General features: G+C 69.8%; 14 protein-coding genes. 5 read left to right on the forward strand and 9 right to left on the reverse strand.

The window, feature by feature from the left end:
• The first annotated feature begins 289 nt into the window (after positions 1-289).
• Entirely contained in the window at positions 290-1384 is a 1095-nt protein-coding gene (locus MU407_RS11970) for a GNAT family N-acetyltransferase (protein ID WP_246957778.1), read from the forward strand.
• A 16-nt stretch (positions 1385-1400) separates the two neighbouring features.
• Here the strand turns inward: MU407_RS11970 and MU407_RS11975 are convergent, their stop codons facing one another.
• The 4 genes from MU407_RS11975 to MU407_RS11990 all read right to left on the reverse strand — a co-directional run bounded on the left by MU407_RS11975 (position 1401) and on the right by MU407_RS11990 (position 4864).
• Entirely contained in the window at positions 1401-1748 is a 348-nt protein-coding gene (locus MU407_RS11975) for an MFS transporter (protein ID WP_348648033.1), read from the reverse strand.
• Positions 1749-1936: 188 nt separating this feature from the next.
• Positions 1937-3547 (reverse strand): glutamine-hydrolyzing GMP synthase, encoded by a 1611-nt coding sequence (gene guaA, locus MU407_RS11980; RefSeq protein ID WP_246957782.1) that lies wholly within the window; start codon positions 3545-3547, stop codon positions 1937-1939.
• Positions 3544-3969, reverse strand: coding sequence for a DUF3817 domain-containing protein (locus MU407_RS11985; RefSeq protein WP_246957784.1), 426 nt, complete (start codon positions 3967-3969; stop codon positions 3544-3546). The genes guaA and MU407_RS11985 overlap by 4 nt, the downstream gene beginning before the upstream one ends.
• A gap of 4 nt (positions 3970-3973) precedes the next feature.
• Positions 3974-4864 (reverse strand): SURF1 family protein, encoded by an 891-nt coding sequence (locus MU407_RS11990; RefSeq protein ID WP_246957786.1) that lies wholly within the window; start codon positions 4862-4864, stop codon positions 3974-3976.
• A 183-nt stretch (positions 4865-5047) separates the two neighbouring features.
• On the opposite strand from MU407_RS11990, the gene pta reads away from it, so the two are divergent.
• The 3 genes from pta to MU407_RS12005 all read left to right on the forward strand — a co-directional run bounded on the left by pta (position 5048) and on the right by MU407_RS12005 (position 9117).
• Complete coding sequence (gene pta, locus MU407_RS11995; RefSeq protein WP_348648032.1) at positions 5048-7132, forward strand: phosphate acetyltransferase; 2085 nt, start codon at positions 5048-5050, stop codon at positions 7130-7132.
• 75 nt (positions 7133-7207) lie between these two features.
• Entirely contained in the window at positions 7208-8428 is a 1221-nt protein-coding gene (locus MU407_RS12000; protein WP_246957788.1) for an acetate kinase, read from the forward strand.
• A 95-nt stretch (positions 8429-8523) separates the two neighbouring features.
• A complete protein-coding gene (locus tag MU407_RS12005) occupies positions 8524-9117 on the forward strand; it encodes a hypothetical protein (protein WP_246957790.1) in 594 nt (197 codons plus the stop codon).
• Between the two features lie 14 nt (positions 9118-9131).
• Here the strand turns inward: MU407_RS12005 and MU407_RS12010 are convergent, their stop codons facing one another.
• Both MU407_RS12010 and MU407_RS12015 read right to left on the reverse strand, forming a co-directional pair.
• Positions 9132-9947: a hypothetical protein gene (locus MU407_RS12010; protein WP_246957792.1), complete on the reverse strand. Its 816-nt coding sequence runs from the start codon at positions 9945-9947 to the stop codon at positions 9132-9134.
• Positions 9948-10040: 93 nt separating this feature from the next.
• On the reverse strand, positions 10041-11150 hold the full coding sequence (locus tag MU407_RS12015; protein ID WP_246957794.1) for a GuaB3 family IMP dehydrogenase-related protein: 1110 nt from the start codon (positions 11148-11150) through the stop codon (positions 10041-10043).
• A gap of 64 nt (positions 11151-11214) precedes the next feature.
• On the opposite strand from MU407_RS12015, the gene MU407_RS12020 reads away from it, so the two are divergent.
• The gene (locus tag MU407_RS12020; RefSeq protein ID WP_246957796.1) at positions 11215-11874 is read left to right on the forward strand and encodes a hypothetical protein; all 660 of its coding nucleotides are present in this window, start codon (positions 11215-11217) and stop codon (positions 11872-11874) included.
• Here the strand turns inward: MU407_RS12020 and MU407_RS12025 are convergent.
• From MU407_RS12025 to MU407_RS12035, 3 genes are all read right to left on the reverse strand, one after another.
• Positions 11813-12529, reverse strand: a complete 717-nt coding sequence (locus MU407_RS12025; protein WP_246957798.1) for an exonuclease domain-containing protein — start codon at positions 12527-12529, stop codon at positions 11813-11815. The two genes, MU407_RS12020 and MU407_RS12025, sit on opposite strands and share 62 nt — an antisense overlap.
• A gap of 329 nt (positions 12530-12858) precedes the next feature.
• Complete coding sequence (locus MU407_RS12030; protein ID WP_246957800.1) at positions 12859-15228, reverse strand: glycogen/starch/alpha-glucan phosphorylase; 2370 nt, start codon at positions 15226-15228, stop codon at positions 12859-12861.
• A 143-nt stretch (positions 15229-15371) separates the two neighbouring features.
• A complete protein-coding gene (locus MU407_RS12035; RefSeq protein WP_246957804.1) occupies positions 15372-15692 on the reverse strand; it encodes a hypothetical protein in 321 nt (106 codons plus the stop codon).
• Between the last annotated feature and the right edge of the window lie 288 nt (positions 15693-15980).

Here is a 15980-nt window from a genome sequence, read left to right on the forward strand (position 1 = left end):
GGGCGGGGGGCGGGGCGGTGGGGGGCCGGGGGGCGGGGCGGGGGAGCGGGGGTGGGGGGCGGCGGGGCCCCCCCGGGGGGGGGGGGCCGGGGGGGGGGGGCCCCCCCCCCCCCCCGCCGCACCCGGCTCGAGCGGGCGGTGGCGGATCGGCGGGCCGATGGGCGCGGCTGGACCGGCGGGGTCGGGCACCTGGTGCGCTGAAGTCTTTGCCGCACCCCGCCTGGGCGTGCAGTCTTTGCCGCACCCCGCCTGGGCGGCAGCATGGCCGGCGCCGTGGAAAAATAGGTCCATGCTGTTGATCGACCACATGCCGCCGACGATGCCCGCACCTCTGAAGGGTCGGCTGACCACCCGCGTCCCTCTGGAGCGCGACGTCGACGCGGTGACGGCGCTCGCCACCGCCGCGATCCGTCGGCACACTCCGGATGGTCAGGCGGATCGAGATGGTCTGCGCTCGCGCATGGTGGGGCTGAAGTCCTGGGCTCGCCGCCAGATCGTGGTGGTTCCGGCGGCAGCTGACGGCTCCCCCACCGTGGATGACGACCCGGTGGGATGGATCGCCCTGGAGGATCGCGCCGCCGGGCGGACGAATGTCCAGGTGGTTGTGGATGAGTCCCTGGATCATCGCGATGAGCTGGCGCTTGCCCTGCTGGAGTGGGCGGTGGAGGTGGGCGGCTCCTTTGCCCGTGCTCGCGGGGTGGACAGCACCCAGCTGAACACCGACGCCAACGAGCTGGACACCGAGCGGGGTCGGCTGCTGTCCGCCGGTGGGTACGAGATGGTGCGGACCTGGCTGCATATGCGCCGCCCGGTGGATCCGGATGAGGTCGCGCAGCTGCGCGGTCCCCGGCCCGGGACGCGGGTGCGGCCCGTGCATCGTCACCCCTCGGGCCTGCCGGTCTCGCAGGATGTGCGTTCGGTGCATCGCATGCTCGAGGAGTCCTTCGCGGACCACTTCAACTCCTACCGCGAGTCCTTCGCCGAGTTCGTCCAGCGCCTGATCGAGAACCCCGATGAGGCGGGTTGGGACCAGTGGTGGATCGCGGAGATGGAGCGCGACGGGCGCTGGCTGCCCGCGGGCGGCCTGGTGGCCGTGCCGGTTCCGGCCACGCCGGAGCGGGGCGAAGGCACCTACCTGGAGTACCTGGGGGTCCATCGCAGCGCCCGCGGCAAGGGGATCGCGAAGTCCCTGCTGCACGCGGCGCTGCAGGATGCAGCCGCGCGAGGCCGGACCTTCGTGGACCTAGAGGTGGATGACGACTCCCCCACCGGTGCCGATGAGCTGTACGAGGCGATGGGGTGGCGCACCTTCGAGCGCACCCAGTCCTGGCATGCCACGGCCCCCGCGCACCCCTCACGCCTGCTCGAGCCGCCGGAGCACTGAGGGGGCGCCGCGCGGCTCAGCGCCCGGCGCGGCGCTGCTGCAGCCAGTGGCGGATCCGCAGCGGAAACATCCCCGCCGCGGCGATCTCGAAGCCCCAGGCCGCCGGGCCGCGCTCCCCGGCCTCGATGAGGGAGCCGAACCGGACCGGGCCCACGATGCCGCCGGCCGGGGGTGCCCATTCCTCGATCCCGCGGACGATCCGCTCGGCTTCCTCCTCCTGGTCGTGGATGAACAGCCAGCGCGGGCTCTCCGGGACGTGGCGGCGCACCACGAGCACGCAGATGCCCAGCACTGCACCGAAGCCGAAGGCCAGGCGCCAGCCCAGGCCGATCGGGAAGATGGCGGTGCTCAGCAGCAGCGACAGCGCGGAGCCCGCGGCGGAGCCTAGCCACTAGGAGCCGTTGAAGATGAGGTCCATCCGCCCCGTCGGTGGCCTGCGCCATCGCTCCGCCGCTCATCGTCAGGCACACCTCTGGGCAGATACTGCAGAGCATGCGGCCCCGATGTGAGCCGGGACACTAGTCCTTCAGGCGGTCCACAGCAGGCGTGCCCTCACTCCCACTCGATCGTCCCCGGGGGCTTGCTCGTGATGTCGAGGGTGACGCGGTTGATCTCGGAGACTTCGTTGGTGATGCGCGTGGAAATGCGCGTCAGCACGTCGTAGGGCACCTTCGCCCAATCCGCAGTCATCGCATCGTCGCTGGTCACAGGGCGCAGCACGATCGGGTGGCCGTAGGTGCGGCCATCGCCCTGCACGCCCACGGACCGCACATCGGCCAGCAGCACCACGGGGCACTGCCAGATCTCACGGTCCAGCCCGGCGGCGGTCAGCTCGGCGCGGGCGATCGCGTCGGCCTTGCGCAGGATGTCCAGCCGCTCCTTGGTGACCTCGCCGATGATGCGGATCCCCAGGCCCGGCCCCGGGAAAGGCTGGCGCCAGACGATCTCATCGGGCAGTCCCAGCTCGGTGCCGACGGCTCGCACTTCGTCCTTGAACAGGGTGCGCAGCGGCTCGACGAGCTCGAAGGACAGGTCCTCCGGCAGTCCGCCAACATTGTGGTGACTCTTGATGTTCGCCGCGCCCTCGCCACCACCGGACTCGACCACATCCGGGTACAGGGTGCCCTGAACGAGGAACGCGGTGGCCTCGTCCGATGCCGTGTGGGCATCGGCCCCGTCGCCCTCGACCACGCCCTGCTCGCGCAGGATGTCCGCCTGCGCGCGCTCGAAGGTGCGGATGAACTCGCGGCCGATGATCTTGCGCTTGGTCTCCGGGTCGGTGACCCCGGCGAGCGCGGCGAGGAACTGCTCCTCGGCGTCGACCATCACGAGCTTCGCCCCGCCGGTGGATTCGCCGAAGGCCTTCTCGATCTGCGCGGACTCATCCTGGCGCATCAGCCCGTGGTTGACGTACACGCAGGTCAGACGGTCACCGATGGCGCGCTGCACGAGCGCGGCGGCCACCGCGGAGTCCACGCCGCCGGAGAGGCCGCAGATGGCGCTGCCCTCACCCACCTGGGCGCGGATCTTCTCCACCTGCTCTTCGATGACGTTGCCGGTGGTCCACGTGGGGTCGATGCCCGCACCGCGGTACAGGAAGTTCTCGAGCACCTCCTGGCCGCGGTCCGAGTGGCCCACCTCAGGGTGCCACTGCACACCGAACAGGCGCCGCTCGCGGTCCTCGAACGCGGCGACGGGGCTGGCCGCAGAGGTGGCGATGACCTCGCAGCCGCTCGGCGGAGCGCTCACGCTGTCGCCGTGGCTCATCCACACGTTCTGCTCGAGGTCCTGCCCGGCCAGCAGCGTGGACCCCGCCTCGATGGAGGTCAGACGGGTCGCACCGTACTCGCGCACCCCCGTCGGCGCCACGGTGCCATCCAGCGCCGCGGCCATCGCCTGGAAGCCGTAGCAGAGCCCCAGCACCGGCACCCCGGCCTGCAGGATCGCCGGATCCAGGCGCGGCGCACCCTCCGCGTACACGGAGCTGGGGCCGCCGGAGAGGATGATCGCGCGCGGCTGCTTGGCGAGCATCTGCTGGGCCGGCAGGGAATGCGGGACGATCTCGGAATAGACCCGGGCCTCGCGCACGCGCCGGGCGATGAGCTGGGCGTACTGGGCGCCGAAGTCGACGACGAGGACAGGGCGCTGATCGGTGTCGTTCACGGGATGGAGTCTACGTCGGACGCACCGGAGCCGAGGTCGCCCACGGTGGGTTGGCGCCGCAGGTCTTCCTCGACCCGCTGGTGGGTCCAGCGCTCGCCGATGAAGCTCAGCACGGGCACCACACCGAACAGCATGAGCAGCAGCATCCGCGGCAGCGCCCAGCGCATCTTCATCCACAGGTCGAAGGCGAGGATGACGTAGATCATGTAGATCAGGCCGTGGATCGGGGACCACACCTCGGAGACGCGATCCCAGAAGGGGCTGACGGAGGTGAACAGGCCCTCCCCGCCGTAGACGCCGTAGCGCATCACCATGATGGCCACGAGCACCAGCAGGGCGATGCCCTCCACGATCGAGCCCACGCGGAAGCGGGCGAAGGAGGTGCGGCAGGCATGCTCATCGAGCGGTCGGGGGGTGGGCACGGTCTCAGGTCTCCTGCGGGGTCGAGTCGGTGGACGGGGTCGAGTCGGTGGACGGGGAAGGCTCGGTGGATGGGGAAGGCGCGGTGGATGGCGATGCAGCGGCGGACTCGGCAGAGTCCGGGGCGGTGGCCAGGGCTGCCACCGTCTCGCGCTGGTCGGCGAGCTCATCGTGGTAGGCGGTGCGCACGGTGCGCCACCACAGGTAGAGGAAGAAGCCGCCGAACAGCACCCATTGGAAGGAGTAGCCGATGTTTTGCCAGTCCAGGCCGCGGGAGAAGCGGCTGGAGGCATCCGGCATCGCGGACAGCCCCTCCCCTGGGGTCTGCAGCGCGACGAACCCGGCATACATCGGCGATCCCCACTCGTTGACCAACAGCGGGGTGGCGATCTCAGTGGCGATCCCGGCGGTCACACCGCCGGTGGCGGCTTCGCTGGCCTCCAGTCGGCCCTGGATCTGCTGCTCCCCCGTCGGGGGCGGTGGGGCAAGGCTCGCATCCAGGGCGCCATCGGGCCCGGTGACGTCGGTGGCGGGCACCCAGCCGCGCGCCACGGGCAGCCGCGCAGTGGTGCCATCCTCCTGTTCGATGAGCAGGGCGGTGACGACGATGACGGCGTCGGTTTCCTCGATCTCGCGGCCGGGCACGATCACCTGCTCACCCTCGGCATAGCGTCCGCTCGCACTCACGGTGTCACCGGATATCTCGTTGGTCACAACATCCCCGGGGGACATCAGCGCTGTGATCGCTCCGCGGTCGGTGGGGCCCGCGTCACGGTCGCTCAACGCACGATGTGCGCGATCCCACTGCCAGCTGGCCAGCAGGCCGCAGGCCACGGTCGCCGCCACCATGAGGGCAAGGAGCCCCAGGAAGCGGGGGCGAAGGGCGACGCGCAGCATGCCGACATGCTACGAGCCCACCCCTGGACGGACCCCGTAGACGTGACCTGCGCGGCACTGCGACGACGAGGCCTGACGTGATGTGCGCGGCATCGGCGGGCCGTCCCGTAGCAGATGCCGCGCGGGAAGGCGGTCCCACGGGTCCCGTTCCCCCGTCGGCCCCCGGTGCCTATTGTGGGAGTCGTGTCCAACAGTGTGTACATCGCCAGCCCGGAGGGTATGACTGGAAAGTCGATGGTGGCTTTCGGTCTGCTCGAGACCCTCGCCTCCCGTTCCGACCGTGTCGGGGTGTTCCGCCCCGTCGTCAAGGCCGACCGCTCGCGTGATTACGCCGTCGACCTGCTCACCAGCCATCCCGCCGTCGACCAGTCCTATGAGGACGCCATCGGTGTGGACTATCAGCTCGTCCTGTCCGACCCCGATAAGGCGCACGAGAAGATCGTGGCGCGCCATCGGGAGCTCGCCGAGCGCTACTCCATGCTCGTCGTGCTGGGTTCGGACTACGACGACCTCGCCAACCCCGCCGAGCTCGCCTTCAACGCGGAGGTCGCCGCGAACCTGGGCGCCCCCGTGGTGCTCGTGCTCTCGGGCCTGGACCGCACCGCCGACCAGGTGGCCGCCCTCGCGGCCGTCGCGAACTCCGAGTTCACCTCCCACCATGCGATGCCGCTGGCCGTGGTGATCAACCGGGTCGAGGAGGACGGCCTGGAGGCCGTCAAGGCCGCTGTGTCCCCGAAGGTGCCCGGCGCCGTGGTCGCCGCGATCCCCGAGAACCCCGTGATCATGGCCCCCACCGTGCAGGAGCTCACCGATGCGGTGGACGGCACCCTGCTGCAGGGCAACCCCGAGTGGATGGGCCGCGTGGCGATCGGCACCGTCGTGGCAGCGATGAGCCTGCCCAATGTGCTGAACCGCCTGTCGGAGAACTGCACCGTGATCGCCCCCGGCGACCGCTACGACCTGCTGCCCGGCCTCATCATGGCGCAGCAGTCCGGCACCTTCCCGTCGCTCAGCTCGATCATGCTCACCGGCGGCTATGAGGTGCCCGATGAGGTCCAGCGCCTGCTCTCCGGTGTCCCCCAGGACCTGCCGGTAATCACCTCGGACTTGTCCACCTTTGAGACCGCGGTGCGCGTGGCCAAGTCCCGCGGCCGTCTGCACGCCTCCAGCCAGCAGAAGGTCGATGCGGCCCGCCGTGCGGTCGCCGAGCATCTGCCCACCACGGAGCTGCTGAGCGCCCTCGAGGTGAGCCGCCCCGCCGTGGTCACCCCGATGATGTTCGAATTCGAGCTGCTGGCCCGTGCCCGCGGCGAGAAGAAGACGATCGTGCTGCCCGAGGGTGATGAGCCGCGCATCATCGCCGCCGCCGAGGCAATCCTTGCCCGCGGCGTCGCGGACCTGATCCTGCTGGGTGATGAGAACACCATCCGCGCCAAGGCCTCCCAGCTGGGCCACGACATCTCCGAGGCCCGTGTGGTCTCCCCGCAGGACCCGCAGTTCGTGGAGCCCTTCGCCGAGGAGTATGCGCGGCTGCGCGCCAAGAAGGGCGTGACCCTCGAGCAGGCCCGGGAGAAGGTCCAGGACGTCTCCTACTTCGGCACCATGATGGTGCAGATGGGGCAGGCCGACGGGATGGTCTCCGGCGCGGTCCACTCCACCGCCCACACGATCCGGCCGTCCTTCGAGATCATCAAGACCAAGCCGGGCGCCCAGATCGTCTCCTCGGTGTTCCTCATGGCGCTCGAGGACCGGGTGCTGGTGTACGGCGACTGCGCCGTGAACCCGGATCCGAGCGCCGAGCAGCTCGCCGACATCGCCGCACAGTCCGCGCAGACCGCCGCCCAGTTCGGGGTGGAGCCGCGCATCGCGATGCTGTCCTACTCCACCGGCTCCTCCGGAACCGGCGCCGATGTGGACAAGGTGCGCGAGGCCACCGAGAAGGTCCGCGCGGACCATCCGGAGCTCGACGTCGAAGGTCCGATCCAGTACGACGCCGCGGTGGACGCCTCGGTCGCGAAGACCAAGCTGCCGGAGTCCTCGGTGGCCGGGCGCGCAACGGTGTTCGTGTTCCCGGATCTGAACACCGGCAACAACACGTACAAGGCGGTGCAGCGTTCCGCCGGGGCGATCGCGATCGGGCCGGTGCTGCAGGGTCTGAACAAGCCCGTCAACGATCTGTCCCGCGGTGCCCTGGTCGAGGACATCATCAACACCGTCGTGATCACCGCGATCCAGGCCCAGGCCGCCTCGGCGCCTGGCGAGGCCTGAGCCGCGGCCCCGTCGCGGGTCGCATCGGTCCTTTCCACTTCGTAGGTCATCGTCACTCTCAAGGAGCCCCCTGCCATGACAGCAGCCATCGATTCCCGTGTTCTGGTCATCAATTCCGGTTCGTCCTCGCTGAAGTTCCAGCTGGTCTCACCCGAGGACGGCACCGTCGATGCCGTCGGCATCGTCGAGCGCGTGGGCCTGGATATGGGCAGCGCGAAGATCAGCGCGGGCGAGAAGGACGCGACGTTCTCCGGCCCGGTCCCGGACCACAAGGAGGCCATGCGCATCGTCGAGCAGCTGTTCGGCGAGGTGGGGCTGTCGCTGCAGGATGACCGCATCACCGCCGTCGGCCACCGGGTGGTGCAGGGCGGCGCCCTGTTCTCCACCCCGGTGCTGATCGATGACCAGGTGCGCGATGACATCCACGACCTGGGCAAGCTCGCTCCGCTGCACAACTACGCGGCGGTCGACGGGATCGACGGGGCCCGCGCCCTGCTGCCGCAGGTGCCGCATGTGGCGGTGTTCGACACCGCGTTCTTCACGCAGCTGCCCGAGTACTCCGCCACCTACGCCCTGAACCGCGAGTTCGCCGAGCGCTACGAGGTGCGTCGCTACGGCGCCCACGGCACGAGCCACCACTATGTCTCCGCGCTCGTGGCGGAGCGTCTGGCGGCGGAGGGCCGGGATGTCTCGGACCTCAAGCAGGTGGTCATGCACCTGGGCAACGGCGCCTCCGCCTCCGCGGTACGCGGCGGCCGACCGCTGGACACCTCGATGGGCCTGACCCCGCTGGAGGGCCTGGTGATGGGCACCCGCACCGGCGATATCGACCCGTCGATCTACGTGCACCTGCACCGGCAGGCGGGCCTCAGCCCGGAGGAGGTCGACACGCTGCTGAACAAGCGCTCGGGCATGATGGGCCTGTGCGGCATGAGCGATTTCCGCGACATCGAAGACGCGATCGCGGCCGGCGATAAGGTCGCGGACCTGGCGATGGACGTGTACGTGCACCGGCTGCGCAAGTACCTGGGCTCCTACACCTTCGTGCTGGGCGGCCTGGACGCTCTGGCCTTCACCGCCGGGATCGGCGAGAACGCCGCGATCGTGCGCAAGCGTCTGCTGAAGGGCATGGAGGTCTTCGGCATCGAGCTGGATCTCGAGAAGAACGCGGAGCGCTCCAAGGAAGTGCGCGTGATCTCCACGCCCACCTCGAAGGTCACCGTCATGGTGGTCCCCACCGACGAAGAGCTCTCGATCGCCCGCCAGGCCACCGAGGTCGCGGCCCAGCACAGCTGATCACGGAGCACTGAAGAGCACAGACACTCCCCTCGGGGCGCACCACTGGCGGTAGGCTCAAGCCGATCTGCACCAGCGCCCCGGGGGGACTTGTCATGTCGTACGACCCGTACTCGCAGCCGTATAGCCAGCAGGGGCAGCCCGCTGGCGGAATGCCCTACCCCGCACCGCAGCCACGGCGAAAGCGGCGCGGGCTCAAGCGGCTGATCTTCGGCATTTTGGGCATCATCGCCAATGCGATCGGCCTGTTCGTGCTGCCGTTCATCGCGGTCCTGGGCGGCGCCGTGGTGGGCCTGATGGGGATGACGCCAGCGCCCCTCAGCCCCGACGGCGGGACGTTCGAGACCTCGGCCGCGAGTATCTACTACATCGCCGCGCCCGCCGATGAAGCCTCCTCCACCACCTGCGAGTTCGACGGCCAGAACCTCGACATTGATCACGAGGACTCAGCCCTCAGCGTCGGGGAGATCGACGGGGTCGAGTACGAATCCGTCTACATGGTCATCAGCCTGCAGAATCAGCAGGTGACCGTGCACTGCGAGGGCGCGACCACCCTGGCGGTGGCGGAGGTCGGGGTCGTCGGCATGCTGATCAGCACAGGCGTCGGAGTCATCATCCCGATCGTCCTGGGCCTGCTGGCACTGATCCTCACGATCTGGGGGATCATCGCGCTGGTGCGCTCGTCCTGACCGCAGGCGATGGATCAGCGGGAGGAGTCCCCAGCCGCATCGGCGGCAGATGCGTCGGTCTCTGAGGTCTCGGTGTCTGTGGTGTCTGTGGCGGCGGTATCTGGAATGTCAGCGTCTGTGGTGTCTGTCGTGCTGCTGTAGCCGGAGCCGGTGTAGACCGACGTCGAGGTGTAGACCGAGCCGAGGGATCCGTAGGACGCGGTGGGGTTCGCACTGCTCGAGTTCGATGTCGGGTAGCTGGAACCGCTCGAGTACGAGGTCGTGTAGCTGGAGCCGGACGTGTACGAGGTGGTGTACGGCTCCGGTTCCGAGGCGGGATCCGCGTCCGGATCGGGTTCCGGGGCGGGCGGAAGGTCCGCGGCAGGTTCCAGCTTCTCGCGGGACTCCGGGTCCTCATGGGGCTCCGCCTTCTCCCCGCTGGGCTCAGGACCCTCGCGGGAACGCAGGTCCTCGCTAGGCTCCAGGTCCTCCCCGAGCTCCGGCTCCTCCTCGTCCTCGAGCTCCGGCAGCGCGGCGGCCCCCTCCGCGGACGCTGCCGCCGCGGTCGCGCTGACCAGCGGCGCCTCCGGCTCTTCCTCCGGCGGCTCATCGGGGCTCTCCAGTCCCTCGTAGCGCAGCGGGGCGACGGGTCCACGACGGGCAGAGTCCTTCTGCGCGGCCTCCGCCCTCGCCGCCCGCTGCTTCTCCTCTCGTGCCACGCGGGCGCGCCGACGGGCAGCAGCTGCCCGCTCCTTGTCTGAGCTCAAGGAGCTCTCGCCGCGCTCCTCCATCTTCCTCACCATGCCGATGACGAAGATGATGACGAACGCGATGACGATCAGGATCTCCATCGGCCCCACCTCCCGAGCGTGCCGAGCGGGCCCCGCCGGCCCCGCCTTGTGCGGCACTCCGTCATTGTGCCAGCGGCAGGGGCCTGCCGTCGGTCACACGGTGGTGACGACCTCGATGCGCTGGAATTCCTTGAGGTCGGTGTAGCCGGTGGTGGCCATGGCATGCCGCAGCGCGCCGACGAGGTTCGTGGTGCCGTCGGCGCCGAGGGACGGCCCGAACAGGATCTGCTCGAGCGGCGCAACGGTGCCGACCTCGACGCGGTGGCCGCGGGCAAGCGTGGGGTGGTAGGCCTCGCTGCCCCAGTGGTGGCCGCGGCCGGGAGCTTCCTCGGCGCGGGCGAGCGCTGCGCCGACCATGAGCCCGTCGGCCCCGCAGGCGATGGCCTTGACCAGGTCACCGGAGCGGCCCAGGCCGCCGTCGGCGATGACGTGGACGTAGCGGCCGCCGGATTCGTCCATGTAGTCGCGGCGAGCAGCGGCGACATCCGCAACCGCGCTCGCGAGCGGGACGGAGATGCCGAGGGTCTCCTGGGTCATCTGGGAGGCACCGCCGCCGAAGCCGACGAGTACCCCCGCGGCGCCGGTGCGCATGAGATGCAGGGCGGCGGTGTAGGTGGCGCAGCCGCCGACGATCACGGGCACGTCCAGCTCGTAGATAAATCGCTTGAGGTTCAGCGGCTCGCGGCCCGAGGAGACATGCTCGGCGGAGACGGTGGTGCCGCGGATGAAGAACAGGTCCACGCCTGCATCCACGACGGTCTTCCAGTGCTCCTGGGTGCGCTGCGGGGACAGCGACCCGGCCGCGGTCACCCCGGCCTCGCGCAGCTGCTGAATGCGGGCGGTGATCAGCTCGGGCTTGACCGGTTCGCTGTAGATCTCCCGCATGAGACCGACGACCTGGGCGTCGGATGCCTCGGCGATGCGGTCGAACTGCGCGGTCGGATCCTCGTAGCGGGTCCACAGCCCCTCGAGGTCCAGCACGCCGAGGCCGCCGAGCTGGCCCAGCTCGATCGCGGTCGCCGGGGACATGAGGGAATCCATCGGCGCAGCGAAGATGGGGACCTCGAAGTGGTAGGCGTCCACCTGCCAGGACGTGGAGACGTCCTCCGGGTCCCGGGTGCGGCGGGAGGGGACCACCGCCACGTCGTCGAAGCTGTAGCTGCGGCGTCCGCGCTTGTTCCGGCCGATCTCGATCTCGCTCATCACGCAGGCCAGTCTAGGTGGTGGGGCGCGGGCGACGAGACGGCGCAGCGTCTACGGTGTGCCCATGAATCGCTCGGCACCCCGCTCCCCTCTGTGGACCCTGCTGGCCGTGCTCCCGTCGGCTATCGGCGCGGGCTGGGCTATCGTCGCGGCGGTCGAGGTCATCTCCGAGCGCGGCACGGGGCGGGAGCCGGGCTTCCTTGTTCCGCTGGTGGCAGCGCTCGGACTGCTGGGCGGGGGCTGGTCGCTCGTGCGTCTGTTGCAACTGCGCGCTGAGGCCGCCGGGAGCGGGGTGGAGGATGATCCCGGTGGGTTTGGCCCCTCAGAGTCGCCGATGATCTCCGCACAGATGCATCGGATCTGGCTGTTCGGGGTGGCGGGCTCGCTCGCCCTGGTAGGGGTACTGGGGATCTGGTCGCTGGCCGACGGGGACCTGTCCGGCCTCGAGCCCGGGTGGCCGCTGGTGCTCGTCGGCGCGGTGCTGGCCGGCGCCGCTCAGCTGCTCGGAAGGGCGGTCGAGCAGCGGGTGCAGGAGCGCAGTGAGCGCTGGGAGCAGGCGCGCCGCGCGGAACATGAGCGGCGGATGGAGGATCCGATGGGGCGGATCCTCGAGGCGGCGGAACGGGAGCGGGTGGCTCCGGACGAGCCTGCGCCCGGGGAGGTCACATCGGCCAGTTCGGATTCGCGTCCGGAGTCCGGCCCTTCGAGCGCAGATACTCGTTGAAGTTCTCCGCCCAGGAGCGGTGCCAGGTCATCTGCTCGCGATGTAGCTCCGCCAGGGAGGACTGGCCCAGCTGCGGGAACTTCGCCACCTGGGCGCGCAGAACGTCCAGCGTGGCGGAGACGTCCACATCCGCGGTGTGGAGGCGGCCGTCCTGGGTGAGACCGTAGTGCTCCAGCACGGCGGTCAACGTGCGCTTGCCCTTGCGGAAGCGATCCAGGCCGCGGTCGATCACGAGGGCGTCGAGCACCGGGGCGATCTCATGGCCCAGTCGCTCCTCCAGGGTGGGCAGGCCATAGCGGCGCAGCTCGTGCTCGAGGATCGCGAGGTCGAAGCTGATGTTGAAGGCGACCAAGGGCACGTCCTGCCGCAGGGCGTCCGCGATCATGCCCGCCACCTCATCGAGCGCGGGGGCGGGCCGCATGCCGTGAGTGCGGGCATGCTCAGTGGAGATGCCGTGGACCCGCTGCGCGGGCTCGGGAATCTCGACGCCCGGGTCGATCAGCCACGTCGCGACGGTCTCGTTCTCCCGGCCCGGGCCGACGGAGTGCACCAGCGCCACCGTGGCGATGCGATCATCGGCCACGTTCGTCCCCGTCGTCTCGGTGTCGAAGCCGAGCAGGGGGCGATCGATCCAGGAATCAGCGGCAGCGTTCATGGGAACAGCGTAGGCCCAGGGCCTGACACCCCGGCCCAGCCCTCGCCCGCCCGACACGCCTGCCCAGCACGCCGCCTCGGCCGCTCCCGACACGCAGGCCCCGCCCGACACGCCGCCCCCAGCACGCCGAGTGCACCGATTCGTCTCACAAACGAGACATATCGGTGCACTCGGCGTGCGACACGCGGCGTGTTGAGGGGCGGGGCATGCGGGGCGACACGCGGCGTGGCGCGGGTCAGGGCATGCGGGACGAGGCGAGGCAGGGCGCGGGGGCAGAGGCAGAGCACAGGCCAGCCCTGCCGCCCCCGCGCGCCCCCGCGCCCCGCGCCTCACTCCACCGGCGTCGGCTCCAGCTTCCACACCTCATCGGCGTAGTCGCGGATCGTGCGGTCGGAGGAGAAGCGGCCCGAGCGGGTGATGTTCACCCAGGCCTTCTGCGCCCAGGCCCGCTGGTCGGCGTAGTCCTCGGCCATGCGGTCGCGGGCCTCGCGGTAGGCCGCGAAGTCGCCCAGCACGTAGTACACGTCGGCCGGGTCGTACGTGGCGTTCAGCAGCGAGTAGTGCAGGTCGTGGAACCAGCCGGAGCCGTTGTCGTCCAGGGTGCCGTCCACCAGGGCGTCGATCACGCGGCGCAGGCCGGGCACGGTCTCCAGCAGGTGGTGGGGGTTGTAGGTGCGGCGCAGCTCCGGCAGCTCATCTTCGGTGGCGCCGAAGATGTAGGCGTTCTCCTCCCCCACGGCGTCGAGGATCTCCACGTTCGCACCGTCCAGGGTGCCCAGCGTCAGCGCGCCGTTCATCATGAACTTCATGTTGGAGGTGCCGGAGGCCTCCTTCCCGGCGGTGGAGATCTGCTCGGACACATCCGCGGCGGGGATGATGTGCTCGGCCGGGGAGACGTTGTAGTTGTGCACGAACACGACCTTGATCGTCTCGTTCACGGCCGGGTCGTTGTTGACCATCTCGGCGATCGTGTTGATGAGCTTGATGATGCCCTTGGCGCGGTAGTAGCCCGGCGCCGCCTTCGCGCCGAAGATGAACACGCGCTTCGGCACCTCGAGCGACGGATCGTCCTTGAGGCGGAAGTACAGGTCCAGCACGTACAGGGCGTTCATGAGCTGGCGCTTGTACTCGTGCAGACGCTTGATCTGCACATCGAAGATCGCGGTCGGGTCGATCTCGATGCCTTCGCGCTCGGCCACCCAGGCGGCGAAGTCCCGCTTGTTCGCCTGCTTGATCTCGATGAGGCGGTCCAGCACGGCGTCATCGGCCTTGTCGGTGACCTCGGCGAGCTGCGAGAGGTCGGTGACCCAGGCATCGGAGCCGGTGACCTCGGTGAGCAGCTCGGCCAGGCGCGGGTTGCACTGGTTCAGCCAGCGGCGCGGGGTGACGCCGTTGGTCTTGTTGTTGAAGCGCTCGGGCCAGATGGCATGCCATTCGCCGAGGGTCTCGCGCTTGATGATCTCGGTGTGCAGCGCCGCCACGCCGTTGATGGAGTAGGAGGCGTAGCAGGCGATCCACGCCATGCGCACCCGGTTGCCGTCGATCGGCGCCATGTACGCGATGGTCGACTCGTCGAGTCCCCGCTCCGTCATCTCCTCGCGGAAGCGCCGGTCGATCTCTCGCACGATCTCCGTGATCCGCGGGAACAGGCGGTCGAAGATCGACATCTCCCAGGTCTCGAGGGCCTCGGCGAGCACCGTGTGGTTGGTGTACGCGAAGGTCTGCGTGACCTCGGCCCAGGCCTCGTCCCAGCCCAGGCCGTGCTCGTCCATCAGCAGGCGCATGAGCTCGGGGATCGCGAGGACCGGGTGGGTGTCGTTGAGCTGGACCGCGTTGTACTGGGCGAAGCCGGTGAGGTCCTCGCCGTGCTCGGCGATGTAGTCGTCGATGATGGTCTGCAGCGAGGCGGAGACGAAGAAGTACTGCTGGCGGACCCGCAGCACCTTGCCCTCGTAGGTGGTGTCGTTGGGGTAGAGCACGCGGGAGATGTCCATGGCGCGCTCACGGTCCACGATCGCGTCGGTGAAGCGCTGGGAGTTGAAGGCGTCGTAGTCGAACTCCTCGATCGGCTCCGCCTTCCACAGCCGCAGGGTGTTCACGTTCTGCGTGCCGTAGCCGGTGATCGGCATGTCATAGGGGATGGCCCGCACGTCCATGTCCGCGAAGTGCACGCGGCGCTGCAGCTCCTCCCGCCGGATCACGAAGGGGTAGCCCTCCTCCATCCAGGAGTCCGGGTGCTCGGTCTGGAAGCCCTTCTCGTCGAACAGCTGCTTGAACAGGCCGTAGCGGTAGAGGATGCCGTAGCCCGCGACCGGCAGATCCAGCGTGGCGCAGGAGTCCAGGAAGCAGGCGGCCAGCCGCCCGAGGCCCCCGTTGCCGAGCGCCGCATCGGGCTCCTGTTCGAGCACGTCGGAGAGGTTCTGACCGAAGGCGCTCACGGCCTCCTGCGCATCCTCGACCAGGCCCAGGTTCGAGAGGTTGTTCAGCAGGGCGCGGCCCATGAGGAACTCGGCGGAGAAGTAGTGCTCGCGCCGACCGGCCCGGTAGGCGGCCGAGGTGCGCTCCCAACGGCCTGCGACGCGCTCCACGACGGCGGCCGACAGGCCCTGCCACGCCTCGTACGGGGTGGAGAGCTTCGCGGGGCGGCCGGAGATGGCGCGGACGGCGGGGCCGACGGTCTGCTGCAGCTGCAAAGTCATGGAAGATCCTTCGAGCTCGGGGACGGATACCCCGATGGTAGCTGTGCAAGAACTGCAAGAAGTACCCACGGGTCCCGCTGCTTCGCGCGATGTCGCCCCCGGCGCCCCGTCACCTGGTCACGCCCCGGGGTCGACCACCCCGGTCAGAGCGAGGCGGACAGCTGCGCGGTGGTGATCAGCATAGAGATCAGGAAGGCGGCGAACCCCAGCGCGGGGGTGCACACGGTGAGCAGGATGATGCCGATGGGGCCGCGGCGCCGCTCCCCACGCACCAGGGCGGCGATCGCCAGTCCGAGCGCCACCAGCGATGCCAGCCCCCACAGCAGCAGGGAGCCCGCGGCGATCAGCACGCTGAGCTGGTAGGCGTCCGGTGTGTCCAGGAGCGTCCGCCCGGCCGCGGCCTCCTGCGGCGCGATGGTGATGCCGATGTAGAGCGTCGGCGCGAGCGTTCCGAGCAGTCCCACCAGGGCCAGGATCCAGGCGGGGCGGGGCCCCGCGCGCGGCCGCCCCCCCCCCCGGGGGGGGGGGGGGCGGTGGGGGGGGGGCGGGGGGGGGGGGGGGGGTCGGGGGGGGGGGGGGGGGGGGGGTTCGGGCCTTTCCTCCCCTGGGGGGGTTTTTCCCCAAAATGTCCACCTCTGGTGGGCGGCCCTCCGGGGGGTGGGGTTGGGGGGGGCTGTGGGGGGGGTTCCGTCCCTTTTATCACGCTGTATCCGGCGGCCGTTGTCCCCTTCTTGATCGCGGATAGCCGGCGG

It is taken from the genome of Brachybacterium sp. Marseille-Q7125, from assembly GCF_023062615.1.
Taxonomy (GTDB): Bacteria; Actinomycetota; Actinomycetes; order Actinomycetales; family Dermabacteraceae; genus Brachybacterium.